The organism is Acetomicrobium sp., from assembly GCF_059026225.1.
The window spans coordinates 863,539-883,687 of record NZ_JBWQOQ010000007.1; the positions used below are offsets into that span (position 1 = coordinate 863,539).

18 protein-coding genes are annotated in these 20,149 nt (G+C 43.9%); all 18 read right to left on the reverse strand.

Annotated features, from left to right (window positions below; all coding sequences use genetic code 11):
• Positions 1-4 precede the first annotated feature (4 nt).
• Positions 5-1,552, reverse strand: a complete 1,548-nt coding sequence (locus AC5SXE_RS08865) for a DHH family phosphoesterase (RefSeq protein WP_310849016.1) — start codon at positions 1,550-1,552, stop codon at positions 5-7.
• 101 nt (positions 1,553-1,653) lie between these two features.
• Entirely contained in the window at positions 1,654-2,019 is a 366-nt protein-coding gene (locus tag AC5SXE_RS08870; protein WP_303881248.1) for a LapA family protein, read from the reverse strand.
• Between the two features lie 33 nt (positions 2,020-2,052).
• The gene (locus AC5SXE_RS08875) at positions 2,053-3,504 is read right to left on the reverse strand and encodes a radical SAM/SPASM domain-containing protein (protein WP_310849013.1); all 1,452 of its coding nucleotides are present in this window, start codon (positions 3,502-3,504) and stop codon (positions 2,053-2,055) included.
• A gap of 36 nt (positions 3,505-3,540) precedes the next feature.
• A complete protein-coding gene (locus tag AC5SXE_RS08880; RefSeq protein ID WP_310849011.1) occupies positions 3,541-3,837 on the reverse strand; it encodes a hypothetical protein in 297 nt (98 codons plus the stop codon).
• Between the two features lie 168 nt (positions 3,838-4,005).
• Entirely contained in the window at positions 4,006-4,905 is a 900-nt protein-coding gene (gene secF / locus AC5SXE_RS08885) for a protein translocase subunit SecF (protein ID WP_493917205.1), read from the reverse strand.
• Positions 4,905-6,308, reverse strand: coding sequence for a protein translocase subunit SecD (gene secD, locus AC5SXE_RS08890; RefSeq protein ID WP_493917206.1), 1,404 nt, complete (start codon positions 6,306-6,308; stop codon positions 4,905-4,907). Before secD ends, secF begins: the two co-directional genes overlap by 1 nt.
• Positions 6,309-6,375: 67 nt before the next feature.
• Positions 6,376-6,681, reverse strand: a complete 306-nt coding sequence (gene yajC, locus AC5SXE_RS08895) for a preprotein translocase subunit YajC (RefSeq protein ID WP_303881237.1) — start codon at positions 6,679-6,681, stop codon at positions 6,376-6,378.
• A 110-nt stretch (positions 6,682-6,791) separates the two neighbouring features.
• Positions 6,792-7,430: a redox-sensing transcriptional repressor Rex gene (locus tag AC5SXE_RS08900; RefSeq protein ID WP_310849007.1), complete on the reverse strand. Its 639-nt coding sequence runs from the start codon at positions 7,428-7,430 to the stop codon at positions 6,792-6,794.
• Complete coding sequence (gene eno / locus AC5SXE_RS08905; RefSeq protein ID WP_310849005.1) at positions 7,427-8,719, reverse strand: phosphopyruvate hydratase; 1,293 nt, start codon at positions 8,717-8,719, stop codon at positions 7,427-7,429. Before eno ends, AC5SXE_RS08900 begins: the two co-directional genes overlap by 4 nt.
• 23 nt (positions 8,720-8,742) lie before the next feature.
• Positions 8,743-9,015: an RNA-binding S4 domain-containing protein gene (locus AC5SXE_RS08910; RefSeq protein ID WP_303881230.1), complete on the reverse strand. Its 273-nt coding sequence runs from the start codon at positions 9,013-9,015 to the stop codon at positions 8,743-8,745.
• Positions 9,016-9,226: 211 nt separating this feature from the next.
• Positions 9,227-10,372 carry a baeRF10 domain-containing protein gene (locus tag AC5SXE_RS08915; protein ID WP_493917207.1) on the reverse strand — a complete coding sequence of 382 codons (1,146 nt, stop codon included), beginning with the start codon at positions 10,370-10,372 and terminating at the stop codon, positions 9,227-9,229.
• A 28-nt stretch (positions 10,373-10,400) separates the two neighbouring features.
• Positions 10,401-11,495: an RNA polymerase sigma factor RpoD gene (rpoD, locus tag AC5SXE_RS08920; protein ID WP_493917299.1), complete on the reverse strand. Its 1,095-nt coding sequence runs from the start codon at positions 11,493-11,495 to the stop codon at positions 10,401-10,403.
• A 137-nt stretch (positions 11,496-11,632) separates the two neighbouring features.
• Positions 11,633-13,384 (reverse strand): DNA primase, encoded by a 1,752-nt coding sequence (dnaG, locus tag AC5SXE_RS08925; RefSeq protein ID WP_493917208.1) that lies wholly within the window; start codon positions 13,382-13,384, stop codon positions 11,633-11,635.
• A gap of 114 nt (positions 13,385-13,498) precedes the next feature.
• Positions 13,499-15,460 (reverse strand): sodium-translocating pyrophosphatase, encoded by a 1,962-nt coding sequence (locus AC5SXE_RS08930; RefSeq protein ID WP_310848996.1) that lies wholly within the window; start codon positions 15,458-15,460, stop codon positions 13,499-13,501.
• Between the two features lie 231 nt (positions 15,461-15,691).
• Positions 15,692-16,327 carry a molybdopterin-guanine dinucleotide biosynthesis protein B gene (locus tag AC5SXE_RS08935; RefSeq protein WP_310848994.1) on the reverse strand — a complete coding sequence of 212 codons (636 nt, stop codon included), beginning with the start codon at positions 16,325-16,327 and terminating at the stop codon, positions 15,692-15,694.
• Positions 16,328-16,345: 18 nt separating this feature from the next.
• On the reverse strand, positions 16,346-17,443 hold the full coding sequence (locus tag AC5SXE_RS08940) for an AI-2E family transporter (protein ID WP_493917209.1): 1,098 nt from the start codon (positions 17,441-17,443) through the stop codon (positions 16,346-16,348).
• 5 nt (positions 17,444-17,448) lie between these two features.
• Positions 17,449-19,404, reverse strand: coding sequence for a ribonuclease R (gene rnr, locus AC5SXE_RS08945; protein ID WP_493917210.1), 1,956 nt, complete (start codon positions 19,402-19,404; stop codon positions 17,449-17,451).
• Positions 19,401-20,147 carry a nickel pincer cofactor biosynthesis protein LarB gene (gene larB / locus AC5SXE_RS08950; RefSeq protein ID WP_493917211.1) on the reverse strand — a complete coding sequence of 249 codons (747 nt, stop codon included), beginning with the start codon at positions 20,145-20,147 and terminating at the stop codon, positions 19,401-19,403. The genes rnr and larB overlap by 4 nt, the downstream gene beginning before the upstream one ends.
• Positions 20,148-20,149 lie beyond the last annotated feature (2 nt).

A 20,149-nucleotide genomic window follows, 5' to 3' on the forward strand; every position in this document is an offset into this window, starting at 1 on the left:
TAATCTATACAACTACCTTCTCTACCTTTGAAGATATTTTCAATTTACCTCTAAACGAATCCACAAATGGGCGATATAACCAGCCCTTAATCCTATTATTATATCTTGACATCTCGTCAAAGCCAAAGGCCAGTAATTCTCCCCTTTGCGACGAAACACGGTAATTATCTCCGCCCCTCAAGGGCTTTATAACATCCCCAACTTCATGGCTGACAAAAAAGTAGGGCATTTCGTTGCCTTCCCCAAAGGGCGCTAGCTCCCTGAAACAATTCCACAGTTTAAGATTCCATATTTTTGGCTCCAAAGAAATAGCGTCTTCAAATCGATCTTCGCTGCAGTTTGTACTAATCTCGGTCAAGCTTTCCTCCAATTTCTTCTTGACACTCGACCATCTTTTGGCCTCAACGCTAAATCCAGCTGCTCCTTTGTGCCCACCCCAACTAGCCAAATAGGAAGCAATGCCTTCCAACACCTTGATGGCATTTAAACCCTCCGGAACTCGAAGAGAAGCCCTCATATTTCTACCGTGAGGTGCAGCTAAAATTATTGGTCTATTATATTCATAGCACAAACGACTTGCTACGCTGCTTAAAAGGCCAAGAGGCCAATGCGCGGAATCTAACACATATCTAAAATGTCCAGTCCGCAAACGGGAAGCAGCTTGATCATACACGGTACTGCTTAGCTTCTTCCTTTGATAATTCAAGGAAAGAAGTTCACGTGCTGCTAGCTTGCTCTTAGGCGAAGCTTCAAGCGCTTGCAATGCGATCTCAGCAAGCGAAATCCTCCCTGCAGAGTTTAAGCAAGGATTAATCTTCATCGCAATTTGATTTTCATCCATAGGATACACTATGGAGAGTTTGTCGAAAAGATATTGCAAACCTGGCCTTCGCGTGATTTCCAGCCCCTTAAGGCCCTCTTTTACTAAAGCACGATTTAACACCCCTAAGGGCATCGAATCTCCAACCACGGACAAAGCCACGATCTCTAATCTTTCCATTAACCAATCCTTTGAAATGAGCCCGCTTTGCCACAACCAAGACCATAATACTCCCGTTGCGGATAACGTTTTGGCTTCATTATCTCCTCCTAGGTAAGGATTTATTATACATCCATGATGACATATTGTATCCGCATGGTGGTGATCAAAAATGACAACTTTTAAGCCCATATTTAAAGCTTGTTCAATTTCTGTCTCGTTTTTGGTTCCACAATCAGTAACGATTAGAAGATTAAATCCCATACGCGCAATGGTCTTCACTACAGCGGCGTTCAGTCCGTATCCATCTTTTAATCTGTGAGGCAAGTAGTATCTCGCATGCCAACCCATAGAGCTTGCAAACTCGCTTGCAAGGAGAGCGGAAGTAACGCCGTCCACATCGTAATCGCCATAAAGTGCCACTTTACTTCCCCTCGGAAGCGATTGCAATATAGCAAACACATCTCGTCCACTACTACATAAGAAAAGATTTGACATCAACAAGTCAAGGCTCGGACGCAACCATGCCCGAGCCTTTTGAAAATCCAAATGTTCGCCATATTTTATATACAACGCCAGCGCCACCAACTCATGACATTGAAGTGATTGCGCCAGCTCACAGGGAAGATCATCAAAACTCCACACGCGCAATTTCGAATAAGGATGTAAAGGAATCACTTCTCAAATTCTGTCCCTTCGTTTGCAACGAATTCAGTTTCAGACGAAGCCTCTTTCGTCAAAGAGGCACTTCCACGTTGCAAAGCATCCAACAGAGAACGCTTCTCTTCTTCTAAGTCGGCAATGCGCTTTTTTAGCTCCTTGATATCATTTCTATATTTATTTCGAGATTCAATATGAGCAGCAAATGAAGTTATCCACATTAAAACCGCCCCAGCTGCAAAGACAAGTACTTCCCATATGCCTTGATGAAGTGACCACTGCCACATTAAAAATTTTACTATCACCATGCCGCTATTCTGAACAGCATAAAAAGCCGCTAATAACATTCCCAATGCTAATGCCAGCACGTAGCTCTTCATGGGAGTCCCACCTTTTAAAATTAATATATTAAACTATTTTCCACCCTTCCCACTGCAATGGAGGCAGCGTTGATTATATCTGCTTCGAATCATTGGACTATCTTCTTTTTCAAGATTTTTAAGATATTTTTCCCGCCCAACTTCCTCCCAAAGCGGATCGTATATCTCCTTCATTCTTCTGGCATATTCGTCTAAACCCGCTGCAAGTTCATTGAGCAACTTGTCCGCACCGGGGTGGGTTGGATGTGCACCATACTCGGCCACTAATTCCCTTAATACCGCCGGATGATCGATGATGAGGCAGGGGCGAAGCAAATTGTCATCATCGTAAGGCTGACGTGATCGTACCGCCTCAAAGAAGGGGCTTGACAGAACCTCGACGAGAGTTTTTTCCCTAATGTTATCTACGGCAAAATGACAGAATACACAAGGTTCAACGTCACCATTGGAAATCACGTGCAAATATCTAAAACCAGCTGCTATGCAACCATCAACATAAGGACCATCGTTCCAAAAATCTCCCAAGAATATCGGATATTTCGACCTCCACTCATCTACCTTCTTCTTCAAATAAGCTCTCTGTTCCGGTGTAGCCATGTAAGACAGATCGGGGTCATGGCCAGTGGGTATGTATTGGAAGAACCAGCCAACCTTACATCCTTCTTCTAGCATGTGTTCTATGAATTCATCGCTGGATATATAGGAAGCACTTGTACGAGTGCAGGTGGCGCTAAAGCCATACAGCACTCCCTTTTTTCTAAGCCTGCGATATGTTTCTATTATTTTATCGTACATTCCGGGACCTCGCCGGAAATCCGTTTCTTCTGGCGTACCCTCTATGGAAATCATGGGCGCTACATTGCCCAGCTCAACTAGCCTATCGGCTACCTCATCGGTAATCAACGTACCGTTAGTGTAAACCTGAAAGTAACAATCATCGTGTTTGGCCCAAATATCAAACAAGTCCTTTCTTGTAAAGGGCTCACCGCCGGATATGGTAAAAAAGTACATCCCGAGCTCCTTAGCTTGGCAGATAAGATCATCTATTTCCTCTGTGGTTAGGTCGCTGGAAGTATCGTATGATCCAGCGTAACACCCTTTGCATTTTAGGTTGCACCTCATCGTTGGACTTATCACCATAAAGTTAGGAATATGAATCCCTAACTCATTCATCTTCCTATCTCTAATACCTCGAGAAAGAACCATAAAGTTCACTATCAAGTTTACGATTAGCTTCTTTCGGCAATTAGGATGAAGCTCTTCAAAAACCCTTCTAAAGACCCCAACAAAGGGATGATTTTCCCTTGCCAATTCTGCCAGTTCTTTAAAGGTCTCGCGCTGGAACTTAGCAGGTGCCAAACGTGATATACCATCAAATAGCGACGCAAGCTTTTCGTCATCGCCCTCTTCAATCAACTTAACGACCTGGTTTAAGAGAGCTACAGAAATCATCCCCTTTAGCCGGTCTGCTAAACTCATAACCATGAAAAACGCCTCCTTTGAGCTCACAAAAAACTTATCTTAAGGGTTAGCTCTCTGCTCCTCCAACGCCTTTACCCTTGACTCTAATGCTTCGAATTGTTCTATCGTTACTAAAGGAAAGAAGGATAAAAATTTTTCAATCTCATTTTTAAATCCCCTTACCAAGGTATCTCGTCGTCTGGCAAGTTCCTCTTCAAGCTGCATTAAAACCTTATCTGCGGCCCACCGTTCCATGGCTCCTTCTTCCACAAGAGAACTCATATAAGACCTACACAGAGAGACAAGGTCGTCACTAACGCCAAAACCCCCTAAGAGTAATTGTATTATTGAATCCATACAGGAGGACCCTCCTTTTATCTCAAAGCTCTTACCCTAAACTTATTCTAACTTAATAAATATAATATATACAAGCACAATGCAACTTCTCGCAAAACCAGAGTTATCATCATTTGCTAATCTGTCGAACGAAGTCTAAGGCCTTTCCTAAGGTCGCTCAAATGATCTTTAACGCCTTTGTAGCTTTCGCGATCCTCCCGGGGATCGTAAATACCATTCCACCACAACCGCCCCGGCAACGTATATGGAACTGTAAGTGCCCACAATGATCCCCACCAAAAGTGCCATAGAAAAATCAGAAATGGCCTTACCACCCCACAAGAAAAGTGTCAATACAGGAAAGAGAGTGGTAAGCGATGTATTGATGGTACGAGATAACACCTGGTTTATGGAATTATCAAGAATATCGACAATTTCCCAATCCTTTAAATGTTTAAAGTTTTCTCTAACTCTATCGAAAATCACTATGGTGTCATTAATCGAATAACCCACAAGAGTTAACATTCCGGCAATGAATGGCATCGAAACTTCCTGGAAAGTAAGGCTAAATATCCCAAGCGTAACGATTACATCGTGCATTAGAGCAATGACAGCCCCTACGGCAAACATAAACTTAAACCTAAAGGTGATGTAGATCAGCATAGCAAGCAATGCTAATATTGTGGCCAATGTCGCACTCTTGCGCAACTGGCTACCCACAGCGGGCCCAACCATCTCAACACGCAAAACCTTAAAATCCACTCCCAAAGTTTTCCTGAGAGACTTCAGTATCTCTCTTTGGTCACTTTCCCTGTCGTCCTTTAAACGAACCAATGCGCCTCTTTCGCTATAAGACTGTATTACAGAGCTATCGAAGCCCATTTTGTTCAAGGAACTTCTAATCTCAGCGACCGTTACGGGTGCATCGAACTCCAGTTGAAACAATATACCGCCAGAGAAATCGATCCCAAAATTCAGCCCTCTCACCATCAACAATCCTATGCTTACTAGTACCAAGGCCAGGCTAACTGCCAAAGCAATTCTCCGATATTTCATAAAATTGATATTCTCTTTGAACTTGACCAACATCACGATCTCTCCTTAGTCACGGGAAGGACTGAACTTTTTCGCCTGCCCATAAAGAAGCGTAGCAAGACTTTTGTCACAAAAACAGCGCAGAAAAGGCTTGCGAATATGCCAATGCTCAATGTAACGGCAAAACCTCGAACAGGCCCAGTGCCATAGTAGAACAAAAATGCAGCTGCGAAGAGGGTAGTTAAATTTGCATCTATGATTGTGACAAAGGCCATCCTGAAACCGGCATCAATAGCTGCCATGACAGTTTTTCCGCTCCGCAGCTCTTCTTTTATGCGCTCATAGATCAATATATTCCCATCCACGGCCATGCCTAATGTCAAGATGATCCCAGCTATTCCAGGCATTGTAAGGGTAGCCCTAAAACTTGCAAGGCCAGCCAAGACAAGAATAATAGTCATCACCAAAGCGAGGTCAACTACCAACCCCATGCGAGAGTAATATATGAACATGAACAGAAAGACCAGGATGGCCCCTATCAGCCCAGCTTTAATGCCTGATCTAATCGAATCGGTGCCTAATGTAGGCCCTATCGATCTCGTTTCGAGGATCTCAACAGTAACAGGCAATGCTCCAGCTCGAAGCATTATCGCGAGCCTCTGGGCTTCATCCGTCGTGAAGCGGCCACTGATCTGAGCTTCTCCGCCGCTTATTCGTTCTTGCACGACAGGAGCGGAAATTACGACCCCATCAAGGACAATCGCCACTTGTCTTCCAATATTGCGGGCAGTGAGTTCGTCAAACAGGCGTGTGCCCTCTTTGTTAAATTTGAGCGTCACCACAGGCCTTCCTAAGTTGTCAAAAGCGACCTTTGCATCCAACAAATGTTGACCTGTAATGCCTGCAGGTCCCAACAAATAGGACTGTCCTTCTTCACCTTTTAAGACAGACAGCGACGGATTTTCTTCGACATGTTTCCACAACTTTTTTTCCATTGCCAAAGCTTGTCTTTCGTATTCTTCCCATCGTTTAATCGCTGTCTCGTATTCTTCATCGCTGCCATAGTTTTGCCTCTCAGGCTTTCGAGGAAGTCGGGGCGTCGCGTCAATGACCGGACGAAACTCCAGCATTGCCGTTTTCCCAATAAGTTCAATGGCAGATTCGGGATCATCCAGACCAGGCAACTCAACAACTACTCTGTCATTACCCTCGCGTTGTATAACTGGTTCGACAACTCCGTACTGGTCAATGCGATTTCGTAAAACTGCTATCAAGCGCTCAATAGTATCACTGCTAATAGGGTTATCTGGCGTTCCCTTTGCTTGAAGCAATATATGAACGCCACCCTTGAGATCCAATCCGAGTTTTATTTTTTCACTGGGAGGATACACAGCCCAAAGAGATGCAAAAAGAACTACCAAGATCAATATGATTTTCCAGCGTTCATGTTTAGGCAACTGACTTCTACCTCCTAAATAGTGAGCAACAATTAAATTTTTGCTGCAAAGCAATTATCTTGGCCGTTTATCTCTCCTCTGATTCAGTTTCATCGGCTTCGGGAGCACTTCGTTTAAAGGATATCGCGTTTTTAAGGACACGAATTTTTACGCCATCACTAACTTCCAGAATGAAGCTGTCATCTTTAACATCCCTAACGGTTCCATAAATACCACCGGCGGTCACTACTTGGTCTCCGCGCTTTATAGAATTCAGCATATCTTGATGTTGTTTCTGACGCTTTTTCTGCGGTCTTATCAACAAAAAATAGAATATCACTATGAAAAGCAACAACGGCCACATCATTCCTAACAATCCAGCTTGTCCGCCCAAGGAAAACCCCTCCTAATAGTATATATTAATATATTATTACACTAGCCTATCATTTGCTTCGGCATAAATTGCATAGCAACCGAAGCGTGGACTCATTACCCCGCTAGCTTTTAAACTTTACCACTTTCCTCTTTAAGTTTTATGTAAAAAAGTAACTTTTCAAGCTCAACAAATATATCAACATTGTAAAGTATAACATGCTCTGGCACCGCCAATGCTGTTGGAGCAAAGTTCAATATTCCTTTAATCGAGGCGCTAGATGTCGCTTTATCTACGACTTCCTGAGCCGCAGATGAAGGCGTCGTTATTATCAAAACTTCTACGCCCTCGTCATTAAGTACTCGGGGCATCATTCCCACATCGTAACACGGAATATCGTGTATCTTGCGCCCAACTTTGTCAGGATCAATATCAAACAAAGCTACAATACGAAACTTCTCGCTTTCAAAAGCCTTATACCCGAGCAATGCCTCGCCCAGGTTGCCAATACCAATCATTGCTATCTTCCACGTTTTTGGTGGAGCAAATATGGAGTTTAAATGTTGGTACAACTTTTCTACGTCATAACCAACCCCCCTTTTCCCAATCTCACCGAAATAGGAAAGATCTTTTCTCACCTGACTTGCCTTTATTCCAAGCGCGTCCCCGATTTCCTGGGAAGATATTACCTTTTTGTCAGCCTCTCGGCAACGTTGAAGGAAGCGAATGTATTGCACTAACCTCTCAACCGTGGGTTCAGCTATTTTCATCTCTTCCTCTCCTTTCCACGAAAGGTGCTCAGTCCGCTAAAGGTTGCGAAGCCGCCAAGGTCATCTGAAATGCGCAGAAGTTGATTGTATTTAGCAACCCTATCGATCCTAGCAGGCGCACCAGTCTTTATTTGTCCCACGCCCACAGCGACCGCCAAGTCGCTTATGAATGAGTCGTCTGTCTCCCCTGATCTATGTGATATTACGGCTGAATAAGAATGTTTAATAGCCATGTCTATGACCTCAAGAGTTTCAGTTAACGTGCCTATTTGGTTGAGCTTGATTAAGATTGAGTTGGCCATGCCTTCGGTTATTCCCTGCATTAGCCTTCGTGCATTGGTAACAAAGAGATCGTCACCCACGAGTTGAACTTCATTTCCTAGGGCTTGCGTTAACAATTTCCATCCCTCGAAATCGTCTTCTGCCATCCCGTCTTCTATTGATATGATGAAAGGATAAGATTGGCACAATTTTACATAATATTCAACCAATTGTTCTTTGTTATATTTTTTACCCTCGCCCTGAAAGTGATAAAGGCCATCTTCGTAAAGCTCTGACGCGGCCACGTCTAGGGCAAGACTTACCTCATCTCCCGGTTTATATCCAGCAGCAATTACGGCTTCCACCAAGAGATCCAGTGCTTCTTTTGCTCCATTTAAATTCGGAGCAAAGCCTCCCTCGTCGCCAACAGAAGTATTCTTGTGCTTATCTTTTAGCAACTTCTTTAAAGAGTGATATATCTCCACTCCCATTCTAAGAGCTTCATTGAAGTTATCAGCTCCATGGGGAACGATCATGAACTCCTGTATGTCCAAGTCGTTATCCGCATGAGCTCCGCCATTTATAACGTTCATTAGAGGGGTCGGCAATGAAAATGGCCCCAATCCGCCTATATATCTCCAGAGAGGGAGGTCTCTTTCCAGCGCTGCCAACCTAGCTACTGCCAATGAAACCGCAAGAATAGCGTTTGCCCCCAAGTTGCTTTTATTCGGCGTACCGTCAAGTTCAATCATTATCTCATCAATTAGATTTTGTTCGGTGGGATCGAGGCCAATTATCTCGGGAGCTATTTTTTCATTGACATTTTCAACAGCCCTGAGTACTCCCTTTCCGCCATAGCGTTTGTCTCCATCCCTTAATTCGACGGCTTCATGTTTACCGGTAGAAGCACCTGAAGGAACAGCAGCCCTCGCCATTAAACCCCTATCCAGCCATACTTCCGCTTCTACAGTAGGATTACCCCTGGAGTCTAAAATTTCACGAGCGTAAACGCCCACTATATGACCCATTTTAAAATCACCCCTTTCAAATACTATATTGTAGAATCGTCTAAACTTACTGAGCGTTCCTCTAAAATTGCGTAAGCTTCTTTCCCCTTTTTCACCATAATTTCATCGTCACAAAGAACCTCAACCTTTAAAATTCTTCTCGGGAAAGCTATTTCGATGACATCGCCCACCCGAACGACAGAAGAAGGCTTTATAGGTCTACCGTTAAGCCTTACCACACCAGCCTGTATCATCTCCTGTGCTACAGTACGTCTTTTCACCATTCGCGAAATTTTTAAGTACTTATCTATCCTCATCAATTCACTTCCCCTGTCGTGATCTCCTGCATGAGTATAAATACAATGAGCGCATCGATCAACACAAAGGCTTTTAGTTTTGACTAAACTTTAGCTATAATTAACGCCTAAAAAGTTCAAGTCGAAAAGAGAAGCGTAAATGAAGTCGCTTTTACAAAAATCAAGTCGAGCAGAAAAAAACACCTTTCTGCTCGACTTGATTTAATACAGCTCACACAGCAAAGCGAAGTGAAGCACCTATGCCATCATATTCTCTTAAAGGAGATTGTCCACCTATTACCAATACGTCCCCGTTATCTCGCAACGTTTTGTAGATTAAAAGATCAATCAAATCTTCAATCTCTCCCATCTCGCCATGGCATAAAGGACATTCAACTTCATCGACCCCCAAAGCACCACACGACTGACACTGTTTTCCCGCAACGGGCTCATATTCATCGATTAGAAGTTGATGCACAGCGAAAAGATTGGAGGCATAAACGACGCCCCTGAGCCCAGCAACTGCCAGTCCACCTTTCTCGTATTCAGTTATTATCTCTTCAACTAGCTTTGAGCTTTCTACCACGAAGGACTTTAGGGCATAAGTTGTCACCGCTTCCACAACTGCATGAGATTGATCGGTGATGCCTAATTCCCCTGAGACATCAATAGGAACGCTAGTTATGATCTCCTTGATGAGGTCTGCTACAACGAGGGCATAATTTGAGTTTCCTCCAACCAATATCAAGGAATAATCATCGTCTTCGTAGAGTGCCCTAAGAGTAGCTGCTACATTTTTAAGGTGGTTTTTGACGTGATTCTCTACGTGCCTTTTTATCCGAGTCTCTTCAAGGCCATACCAACCCGCCGATTTGACTTTAGGAGGCACGTCTTCCTCTAGGGTCAAAAGTTTGTCTACAGTACTTGCATACACTCGGAAGAAATTTGCTCTCCTTGCCTCTACAACTGCCACGAGGGTAAGCTTGTGAGGGCATAGAGTTTCTATGAGTGGCGCCAAGAAGGGATGATCCGAGAACTTCACCTGATTTTTTACTGGAGTTGGAAGTCCTACAAATCGATAATAATCGCCCTGCAGATCAACAAAGCAAGCGATACTTTTGGCCTCACCTAAGCCTCCGTGAACCAGTTCCTCGTTGAGCCTGTTTAAAATAGAAGTGATTTTTTCACTATATTGTTTACAATCGCTCTCTCCGCAAAAAAGAGCTCCCTCTTCAATGGCCTTTTTTTGAAGGTTCTTAAGATCAATCGAAATTTCCTTGACGGATCTACGACTCCTGTCACAATCGATGTAAAAGGACATTAGCATCGATCTTCCTTCGCATTCTTTTAATAAAGTTTTCGCAACACTTTCAAACACTCATTTCACCTCCATTGTTATCGAATTGTCATTCCAAATAATCGCGCAATCGTTTGCTCCTGCTTGGATGGCGCAACTTGCGAAGGGCTTTTGCCTCAATTTGTCTAATCCTCTCTCTAGTCACGTTAAAGCGCTTGCCAACCTCCTCCAAGGTATGGGCACGCCCATCCTCCAAGCCAAATCGCAAACGCAACACCTCTCGCTCTCTTTCCGTTAACTCCCCGAGCATCTCTTCCAATTGCTCACGCAACAATTGACCGGCAGTGGCTTCCTCGGGATTGGGTGAATCCTTGTCTTCTATAAAATCGCCAAGCTGACTATCTTCCTCTTCGCCAATAGGAGTTTCAAGGGAAACTGGTTCTTGAGCTATCCTTTGAATATCTTCTACTTTCTCCGGCGGCAATTCTAGCGCTTGAGCGATTTCCTCTACGGTTGGCTCTCTTCCCAATTGTTGAACCAATTGCCTGGAAACCCGAATAAGTTTATTGATGGTCTCGACCATATGAACAGGTATCCTAATGGTACGTGCCTGATCGGCTATAGCCCTTGTAATCGCTTGTCTTATCCACCACGTAGCGTAGGTGCTAAACTTAAATCCCTTCCTGTAATCGAACTTCTCAACGGCACGTATCAAACCCAAATTACCCTCTTGAATCAAATCTAGGAAAGAAAGTCCTCTTCCAATGTATTTTTTAGCAATGCTTACGACAAGGCGCAAATTTGCTTCGATTAACTTTTTCTTTGCTTCCTCGTCTCCGGCCTCTACTCTTTTTGCAAGCTCAACTTCTTCCTCCTTAGTAAGCAAAGGGATTTTCCCTATCTCTCGCAAATACATCCTCACCGGATCGGCAATTGAAACGCTTTCTAATTCAGTAAGTTCGCTTAAGTCTGCCTGTGGCAGTAATTCGGCCTGTTGAAGTTCCAGTATTTTTTCTTCGTCACGAACATCTATGCCCAGCTCCAGAAGGTTAGAATATACACTATCCATTATCTCCGCTTCGCTTAAAGCCTCTTGGGGCAAATATTTTTCTAGGTCATCGTATGTGATGAACCCTTTTTGACGTCCCTCTTGTAAAAGCTCGCGAATGTTTTCGATAAGCTCTGCTATCTCCTGGGATCCCATTTCTTCGAAGTCCAGATCTTCCTGGTCCTCAATGTGCTCGTTATGTTCTTTTTCCTCGTCATCATCATTAGAGTTTCTTGCATTCGCATTCTTATTGCCGTTTTTATCATAATTTAATTCTTTTCTTTCTGCTGCAGTCATTTGTCTTCCCGTCCCCCTTTTAATGCGGAAGCTATTTTCTGCATCTCCTCAATTTCTTCGCGGGTTGCCTCGCCTTTCAACATTTTGGAATAAAGAACGTTATATCTCGATTTCATGGCTTTAGTCTTAAGGGAGCTTGAGATTACGTCAAAAATATCCACTCCCTCGTCAAACTGCTGGCAAAAGGCATTACCTAGCGCTAGGGCTTCCAATGGAAATCGATCCCCTGATTTTAGCCAACGCTCCTCCAGCTCTTCCGGGGATTCGCCATTTAATAACGCCGCTATTAGATTTTTTAATCGCACATCCTTTATTAAAGGAAATATGTGCTCTTCATCTAAACCCCGTCTCTTTGCAGGATCATTCCACAAAAGCGAAAACAACGCTGCTTCTTGTGCGTCAGTTACATGTTTCTTTTGTTTTTGTTGCTTTTGTCTATTTATATATACGCTGAAGTCGCCACGTTTCCCTTTTTTCTCTGTTCCCCTTTTCATATTTGCTTTGAAATCTAACAACATAGCCTCAAGCGCATATCTGGGAATCTCAAGCGCTGCTGCAATCTGAGACATAAAAGGAGCTAAATCCGGCAAAGGAATCCTTGAAAAACCCTCGAGCAACTCCTCAATCACTCTTTTTCGAACATTTAGATCCTTCAAAAACTTTTCTCTGGTCTCAAGGTGGTACAAAGGAAGGGGAAGACTCTTGCTCAAAAGGTCCTCGAAGGCGTTGCTTCCCTCTTTCTGTAAAAACTCGTCGGGGTCCACATTGGCTGGCAACGCTACTACCCTCACTTGCAAGCCCAACGACTGTAACAAATACATGCCCCTTATTGCTGCTTCCTGCCCCGCAGTATCAGCATCGTAACAGACATAACAAGACCTGGCATATCGCCTTAACAACTTGCCCTGATTTTCCGTCAAAGCTGTTCCAAGCGACGCCACGGTTTCGTGAAATCCTGCCATGTGTAGCCTTATAGCATCCATATAACCCTCAACCAGAATCGCACGCACCTTATTGCGCATGTCGTTTTTGGACAAATTAAGCAAATACAAACAAGAACCTTTATGAAACACCGGGCTCTCTGGAGTATTTATATATTTAGCACCTTCGCCCGAAATTGACCGACCTCCAAATCCTACTAGACGTCCAGTAACGTCTCTTATGGGAAAAATTATTCTGCCTCTAAACCTGTCATATATGCCTCGCGGACCCTCAACCACCAAACCACACTCAATGGCAATCTTAGATAATATACCCATCCTTGAAAGAGAACGCCACAGGTAATCCCACGCGGGTGGAGCCCAACCAATTTCAAAATAAGGCCACCATTCTTTGGGCAAGTTCCTTTGTACTAAGTATCTCCTTGCTATTTCGCCTGCGGGACTTTCAAGGTAGTCACGATATATTTTGAGGGCCTTTTCCAAAACATCGCTAAAATTAGGGTAACTATCTTTTCTGGCTCTTTTTTCAACCTTCACACCGGCTCTCTTTGCAAGCAATTCGATGGCCTCGGTGAAACTAAATCCTTCTACGTCCATGACGAAAGATATCACATCTCCTCCTTTACCACAGCCAAAGCAATGGTAAAACTGCCTATCAGGCATCACATAGAAGGACGGTGTTTTCTCGCTATGAAAAGGGCACAGAGCCCTATAACCTTTGCCAGATTTATGTAGCTCCACATAATCTCCAACTACCTCCAGGATATCTACCCTTCTTTTTATTTCATCTATTTGAGTTTTATCCAAGGGTTATCCCTCCAAAAACTGAAAAGGGAGGGGTTAGACATCAGCCCTCCCGAAAATAGCCCTTAACTACAGGAAATTTTTATGAAATTAGATATGAATAGATAGCATATCGCACTACATTAACAAAGGTGCCATGACCAAAGCTATGATTGACATTAATTTAATCAATATATTAAGGCTGGGACCAGCCGTGTCCTTGAAAGGATCTCCAACAGTGTCGCCAACGACAGCGGCAGCATGCGGAGGCGTTCCTTTTCCTCCTAAGTTTCCTTCTTCTATGTATTTTTTCGCGTTATCCCAAGCCCCCCCGGCGTTCGCCATAAATATTGCCAACATCACCCCTGTGACGATGGAACCGGCAAGTAGCCCGCCTAAAGCAGGGGCTCCCAGCGCCAACCCAACGATTACCGGGGATAGTATGGCCATCATTCCGGGCACAATCATTTCTTTGAGAGCAGCCTTGGTGGATATATCGACGCAACGCTCATAATCAGGTTCTTGCGTTCCCTCCATAATGCCAGGCATCTCCTTAAACTGACGGCGAACTTCTTCGATCATGCTTTGAGCGGCCCTGCCAACGGCCTGAATTGCCCTGGAGCAAAAAACGAATGGCAACATGCCGCCGATAAAGAGCCCAATTAACACGCGTGCATCCATTAGATCAATGATCTTGAGCCCAACAACACTGGCATATGCAGAAAAAAGCGCTATAGCAGTTAACGCTGCTGAACCTATGGCAAGGCCCTTGCCTACGGCAGCCGTCGTGTTGCCAACGGCATCCAGCCTATCGGTAATCTTTCTTACTTCCGCAGGCAAATGACTCATTTCAGATATACCACCGGCATTGTCTGCTATTGGTCCGTAGGCGTCTACGCTCAAGGTCATTCCCGTAATGGCCAACATGCCTACTGCAGAGCAAGCGATGCCGTACAGCCCTCCGGATTGTACAGCAACAAAAATAGCTGCACATATGAGCAACACCGGCCACATGGTAGATTTCATGCCAACAGCTATCCCTGTTAAGATGTTAGTCGCATACCCCGTGATGGATGCATTGGCAATTTCCTTCACTGAACTATAAAAAGAGGAGGTGTATACTTCCGTAATATAGCCTATTGCTACCCCACAAATTACACCCGCCAAGACGGACCAAAACAAAGCTAAGTCAGTAAACATGAACCGCGTTAGCAAGAAAGAACCGATGATCATCAAAATGCCAGTCGCAAAGGTGCCTTTCCTTAGCGCTAATTGAGGATCCCCTTTTTCTTTGATGCGCACGAAAAATGTACCTATTAGAGATGCAAGAATACCAACAGCCGCAAGTAACATGGGGAAGGTTATTCCCTTTCCTCCAAAGAGGACAGCTCCTATCGCCATAGCTGCTATGATCGAATTAACATAGGATTCAAAAAGATCGGCACCCATTCCCGCTATATCACCCACGTTATCACCCACGTTATCGGCAATAACTGCGGGATTACGTGGGTCGTCTTCAGGTATCCCAGCTTCCACTTTACCCACTAGATCAGCACCGACGTCAGCTGCCTTCGTGTATATGCCGCCACCCACGCGCGCGAATAGCGCTATGGAGCTGGCGCCAAAGCCAAAAGCTGTTATTATATTTGGATCTTTATACAACACATAAGTAATTACTATGCCCAAAACTCCGACGCCAACCACCGTCATACCCATGACAGAACCGCCCCAAAAAGCAATCCTTAAAGCCTGATTCATTCCGTTCGTTGCAGCAAAAGCGGTCTTACCGTTGGCTCGCGTCGCGACCTTCATTCCAAGAAAGCCCGAAATGCCGCTACAGAAAGCCCCCAGTAAAAATGACACTGCGAGGGGGACTCCCAACTTCCAAGCAAGCAAGCAAGATACAACAATGACAAAAGGAACGAGAGCCCTATATTCTCTGTAAAGAAAAGCCATAGCTCCCCTTTGAATGATATTGGAAAGATAGTTAATTCGTTCATGATCGACCTTGTAATTGTCGATATGATTAGTTATTATTATAGCATATAATAATGCTATTAGACCTGTGCCTGCTGAAGCCCATAACGCATACCCGTTCATAAAAAGATCCCCCCATTTACGATAATTTCAAGCCCGCCTTTATCTGAAGGCGGGCGCATTAGGTATTCGATCAAAGCGCTCCTAATTATAGGCAGGTTGACCCTTTTTTGCAAGGTCAAAAGTCATTAACCATTTGCAAAAGAAAGTCTCGAGGCTCGCAAAATTTATATTACAATTATATAACAAGTATTTCAACGATAATAACAAAAACGACAGAGGCCTCTTGCTATTCTATCCTTTTTGTTCTTTTATCACCAAAACAATATCCCGATTTTTTCCCTCGATGCCCTTTAAGGAACTCATCATCCCTCTAACAGTGCCTGCTATGAAGTTCATTATAAAATCGTTTAGTCCTATCTTTTGTCCACCCACATAAAGAACCACATGTTCCCTTTTTCTCCCCATTCTTTGTAAAATCCATTCAGCAAGCTTCTCTTCCTCTTGAGGTTGAAAATGAGGTAACTTTGGGAACAAGTTTTCCGGGCCATTGAAGACGGCAAAAATACCCTTTACATCGGCAGAGGGGGACTTCCCTCCAACCCATATTTTAGGAAGAGGCAACGATTTGCCACCTTCGACAAGAACGATGTCCTGTTGTGGGAAGAAGCTTCTTTCTACATCGCGCAATGCAAAATCTTGTTTTAAAACCTCGGCCCTAATCCCATCTGTTCCCCACAACACCGCCTTTATTCCTGATGTGGCGATGGTACCACTATCGGTGTTTTCAGGTGAAATTACGCTATCGTGACAATGTTTAATGTATCCCACATCCAAACCTAAGTTGCCGCCTAAGATCTCGATCAATCTTTTACACAACGTCGTCTTGCCACTGCTTTTGTGGCCGCAAATTGAGACCATATAAGGCATGGCCCTCACCTCCAAAAACTAATCCGAATACTCTCGTTTAGTCCTCCAAATCCTCCTGTAACAGTCAAGGAAAAATACGAACAAAGACAAAACTATTGGCCCTAAAAAAACGCCAAGGAAACCCCAAACTCTTATACCGCCGATCACACCCAAAAAGACCAGAAGGAAATGAACTTTGCTGCCTTCGGATATGAAGAGGGGCCGGATTAAATTGTCAATCGTGCTAACAACCAAGACAGCCCAAAAAGCCAATATCAAGCCCTCTTTTACGTTCCCAATCAGAAAAAGATACAAGGCACCCGGAATGAGGACGAAGGGAGTGCCTACGAAAGGAATCATGGCACATACAAAAAGAAAAACACCGGCCAATATGGGGGCTGGAAGCCCAACAAATATCCAACCGGTCACGCCCAAGCACGCCTGAATTCCCGCCGTTAAAGTGGTGCCAATCACGATGGACTTCATCGTCCTTGTAGCACTATCAAAAAGCGCCGTTCTTTCTTCTTTAGGCAAAGGCAATACATCATTCAAGAACTCTAACACGATGTGACCATCCCGCAACAAATAAAAAGTAGAAACGGAGATCACAAATAGTTGATAGCCCATCTTGAAAGCGTTGCCCAATAAACCTCTGGAAAAATCCCCTAACGACGAGGCCAAGTAGCTAGCCGCACGATGGATTAAATCTTGTAAAAAGGCAGGGTCGTCTTTAATTCCAGCGTATCGTATTAAGTGATCGGGTAGTCTCTCTACCAAACCAGACCATGCTGAAATCAAAACTTGCTGTATGGATTCAAGGTTATCGGATAAACTTGAGATAAACTTTATAGCCTCCTTTGCTAAAGATATCCCAATAAACCCCATTGGAACACAAAGCAGCAAAACGACACAGGCGGTAGAAACAAGAGACGCTAAGTTTCTGTGCTTACCCCGAAACACTTTTTTATGCAATATTTCATTCAATGGATATGAAATAAAAGAAAAGATGACAGCCCACATCAAAGGACGAATTATTGGCATAGTTATAAAGATGCCAAGTAAAGCCAACAAAGCAAAGACCAGCAAAAATGGCAGGTATCCCCCTTGAGGCGGTTTATGGACGAAAGACTCTTTCATGCTCATCACTCCTTACCAGGGAACAACTGAAAGTATATCAAGTTTGAAACCTTGTCGACATATGTCAATCGCACCCTTACAATGTCACCTAAGCGAAAAGCCTTGCCCTTGCGCCCTCTTAAACAAAGATCGTCTTCGTCGTAAAAAAAATGGTCATAAGGTTCAAGTCTTTCCAAAGGGACAAACCCCTCCGCCGTATTATCAAGCTCGATGAACATCCCCCTCGGGGTGACCCAAGATATGACGCCATCGAAAACCTCGCCTACTTTACTCTCCATATATTCAGCAATTTTGATCTTGATGGAGGTCCTCTCCGCTTCTTCTGTCTTTTCTTCCGTTGCGCTGATATAGGCTGAAAGGTTCGAAAGCTCTTGGACGCTAAAGTCAATTAGTGTTTCCCGGTTCTTTTGAATCAAGGTGTGCACTATCCTATGAACAACTAAATCGGGATATCTTCTTATGGGTGAAGTAAAGTGTAAATAATATTTTAGTGCTAACCCAAAATGTCCCAAACACCTGGAATCATAGCGTGCCCTTGGCAAGGAACGTAAAACTAGAGTGTGGACCAATCTCTTGCAAGGTAGCCCTTCAACTCCTTTTAGCAGGCGATTTATGGCCTTGTTTGATGGACTTATTTTCTTTGTTCCCACTCCAATGGAAGAAAGAGTTTTTTCCAGCTGTGTTAATTTTTCCACATCTGGTTTTTCATGAACTCTATAGATCGTTAATGCACTATTACTAAATATATATTCCGCTACTACGATATTAGCAAGTATCATGATGTGCTCGATAATGCGATGGGCAAATGTCCGCTCAATGGCCTTTATATCGATTGGCGTCCCTTCTTCATCAAGTTCTACCTTCGTCTCCGGGAAATCGAACTCTATCATTCCCGCTTTTCTCCTTTTTTTGTATAGCGCATTTGACAGGATTGCAAGGTGACTTAAGATCTTATCAGCCTCTCTTCCCAAGGTCCTTTTACCATCTAAAACTTCTTGGACTTCCTCGTAGGTCAGCCGCTTTCGGACACGTATCACGCTTGGTACAATTTCATATCTCAGGATGTCTCCTCTGCGATCCAACACCATTTCAACTGTAAGACACAACCTGTCCTCGTTCTCAATTAAGCTACACAGGTCAGAAGAAAGCTGGGGAGGCAACATTGGAATTACCCTATCGACCAAATAAACAGAAAAGCTCCTTTCTTTAGCTTCCAGGTCAATACAGCTATCGGGTCTAACATATTCCGATACATCCGCTATGTGAACTCCTAAGCGCCAACCCTCATCAATCTCTTCAATAGAAAGGGCATCGTCAAAATCCTTGGCATCCGAAGGATCTATGGTAAGAGTGAATTTATTTCTAAAATCTTTCCTTTCACCGGGCAAATTGCGAAGGAGGGGGATATTTTTTAAAGCTTCCGCTTCTGCGAGCACATCTTTCGGGAAATTGGGTTTAATTTTATATTCTTCCATCAAAGCTAGCACCCGGACTTGGGGATCATCCTCATCGCCTAAAACTCTTAGCACCTTGCCTTCTCCGGGAAATGGGAATCGGGGATATTTTTTTATCGCAACGACGACAACAGCCCCATCCTTCAAAGCCTCGCCATCATCCAAAGTGAGAATAAAATTATATCGTCGATCTAAGGGAAACAATAACGGGACACCGTTTCGACACCTCGTTATGCCCACGATCTCAGTGGTACCCCTTGACAGTACTTTTTTTACCTTGCCATATAACCTATTTTTCTGATAGTTTTTACTTATAACTATCTTAACTTCGTCTCCATGGATGGCTCCGTCCATATCTTCTTCGGCTATGTAAATATCAGGCAATCTTTTATCCCTGGGGCGGACAAAACCAAAGCCCCTAGGGTTAAGTCCCAGTTTGCCTATAGCAATATTTCTTCGAGGGGATCTTCTGCGTCCCCTTCTTTTAGTCCTTCTGGTATATTTCATTTTGACGCCACTAATGCAGCTGCTAAGCCCGCTCCGACACCATTATCGATGTTTACTACTACCACTCCGCCACTGCAGGCATTGAGCATGGAAAGTAAAGCTGCAAGTCCGCCAAAACTTGCACCATAACCGACAGAGGTTGGAACGGCAATGACAATGGACGAAACTAAACCAGCCACGACGCTTGGAAGAGCACCCTCCATACCAGCGACTACCACTATCGCGCGCGACTTTCTAATATCTGGAAGCAAGGGAAATAATCGATGTATGCCAGCTACGCCAACGTCACAAAATCTCTTCACCTGACAACCTGCAAATTCCGCAACATCAGCCGCCTCCTCAGCTACCGGCTTATCAGAACTCCCAGCAGCGATTACGACAACTTCGCCCCGTTTTTGAGGAGGCTCAAAGCGACACAGGGACAACCTGGAATCCTTGCGATATTCTATATTTGAAATGTAGTCCTTCAATAACTCATGCTTATCCATTGATATACGGCTAAAGATAGCATTTGAGCGATTCCTGGCGATGCTTTGTGCTATCTTTATCAATTGTTCGTCAGACTTGCCAGGAGTATATATAATTTCACCGATTCCTCGCCTTATAGATCGATGCCAATCTAATTTGACATCTCCGAGATCTTCGTAGGGTAATAAAGATAAATTTTCCATGGCCGTATCTACGTCAATTTTCCCATTTTCTAGCAATTCCAAAATACGCCGTAAGCTATTTTGCATTTCCATGG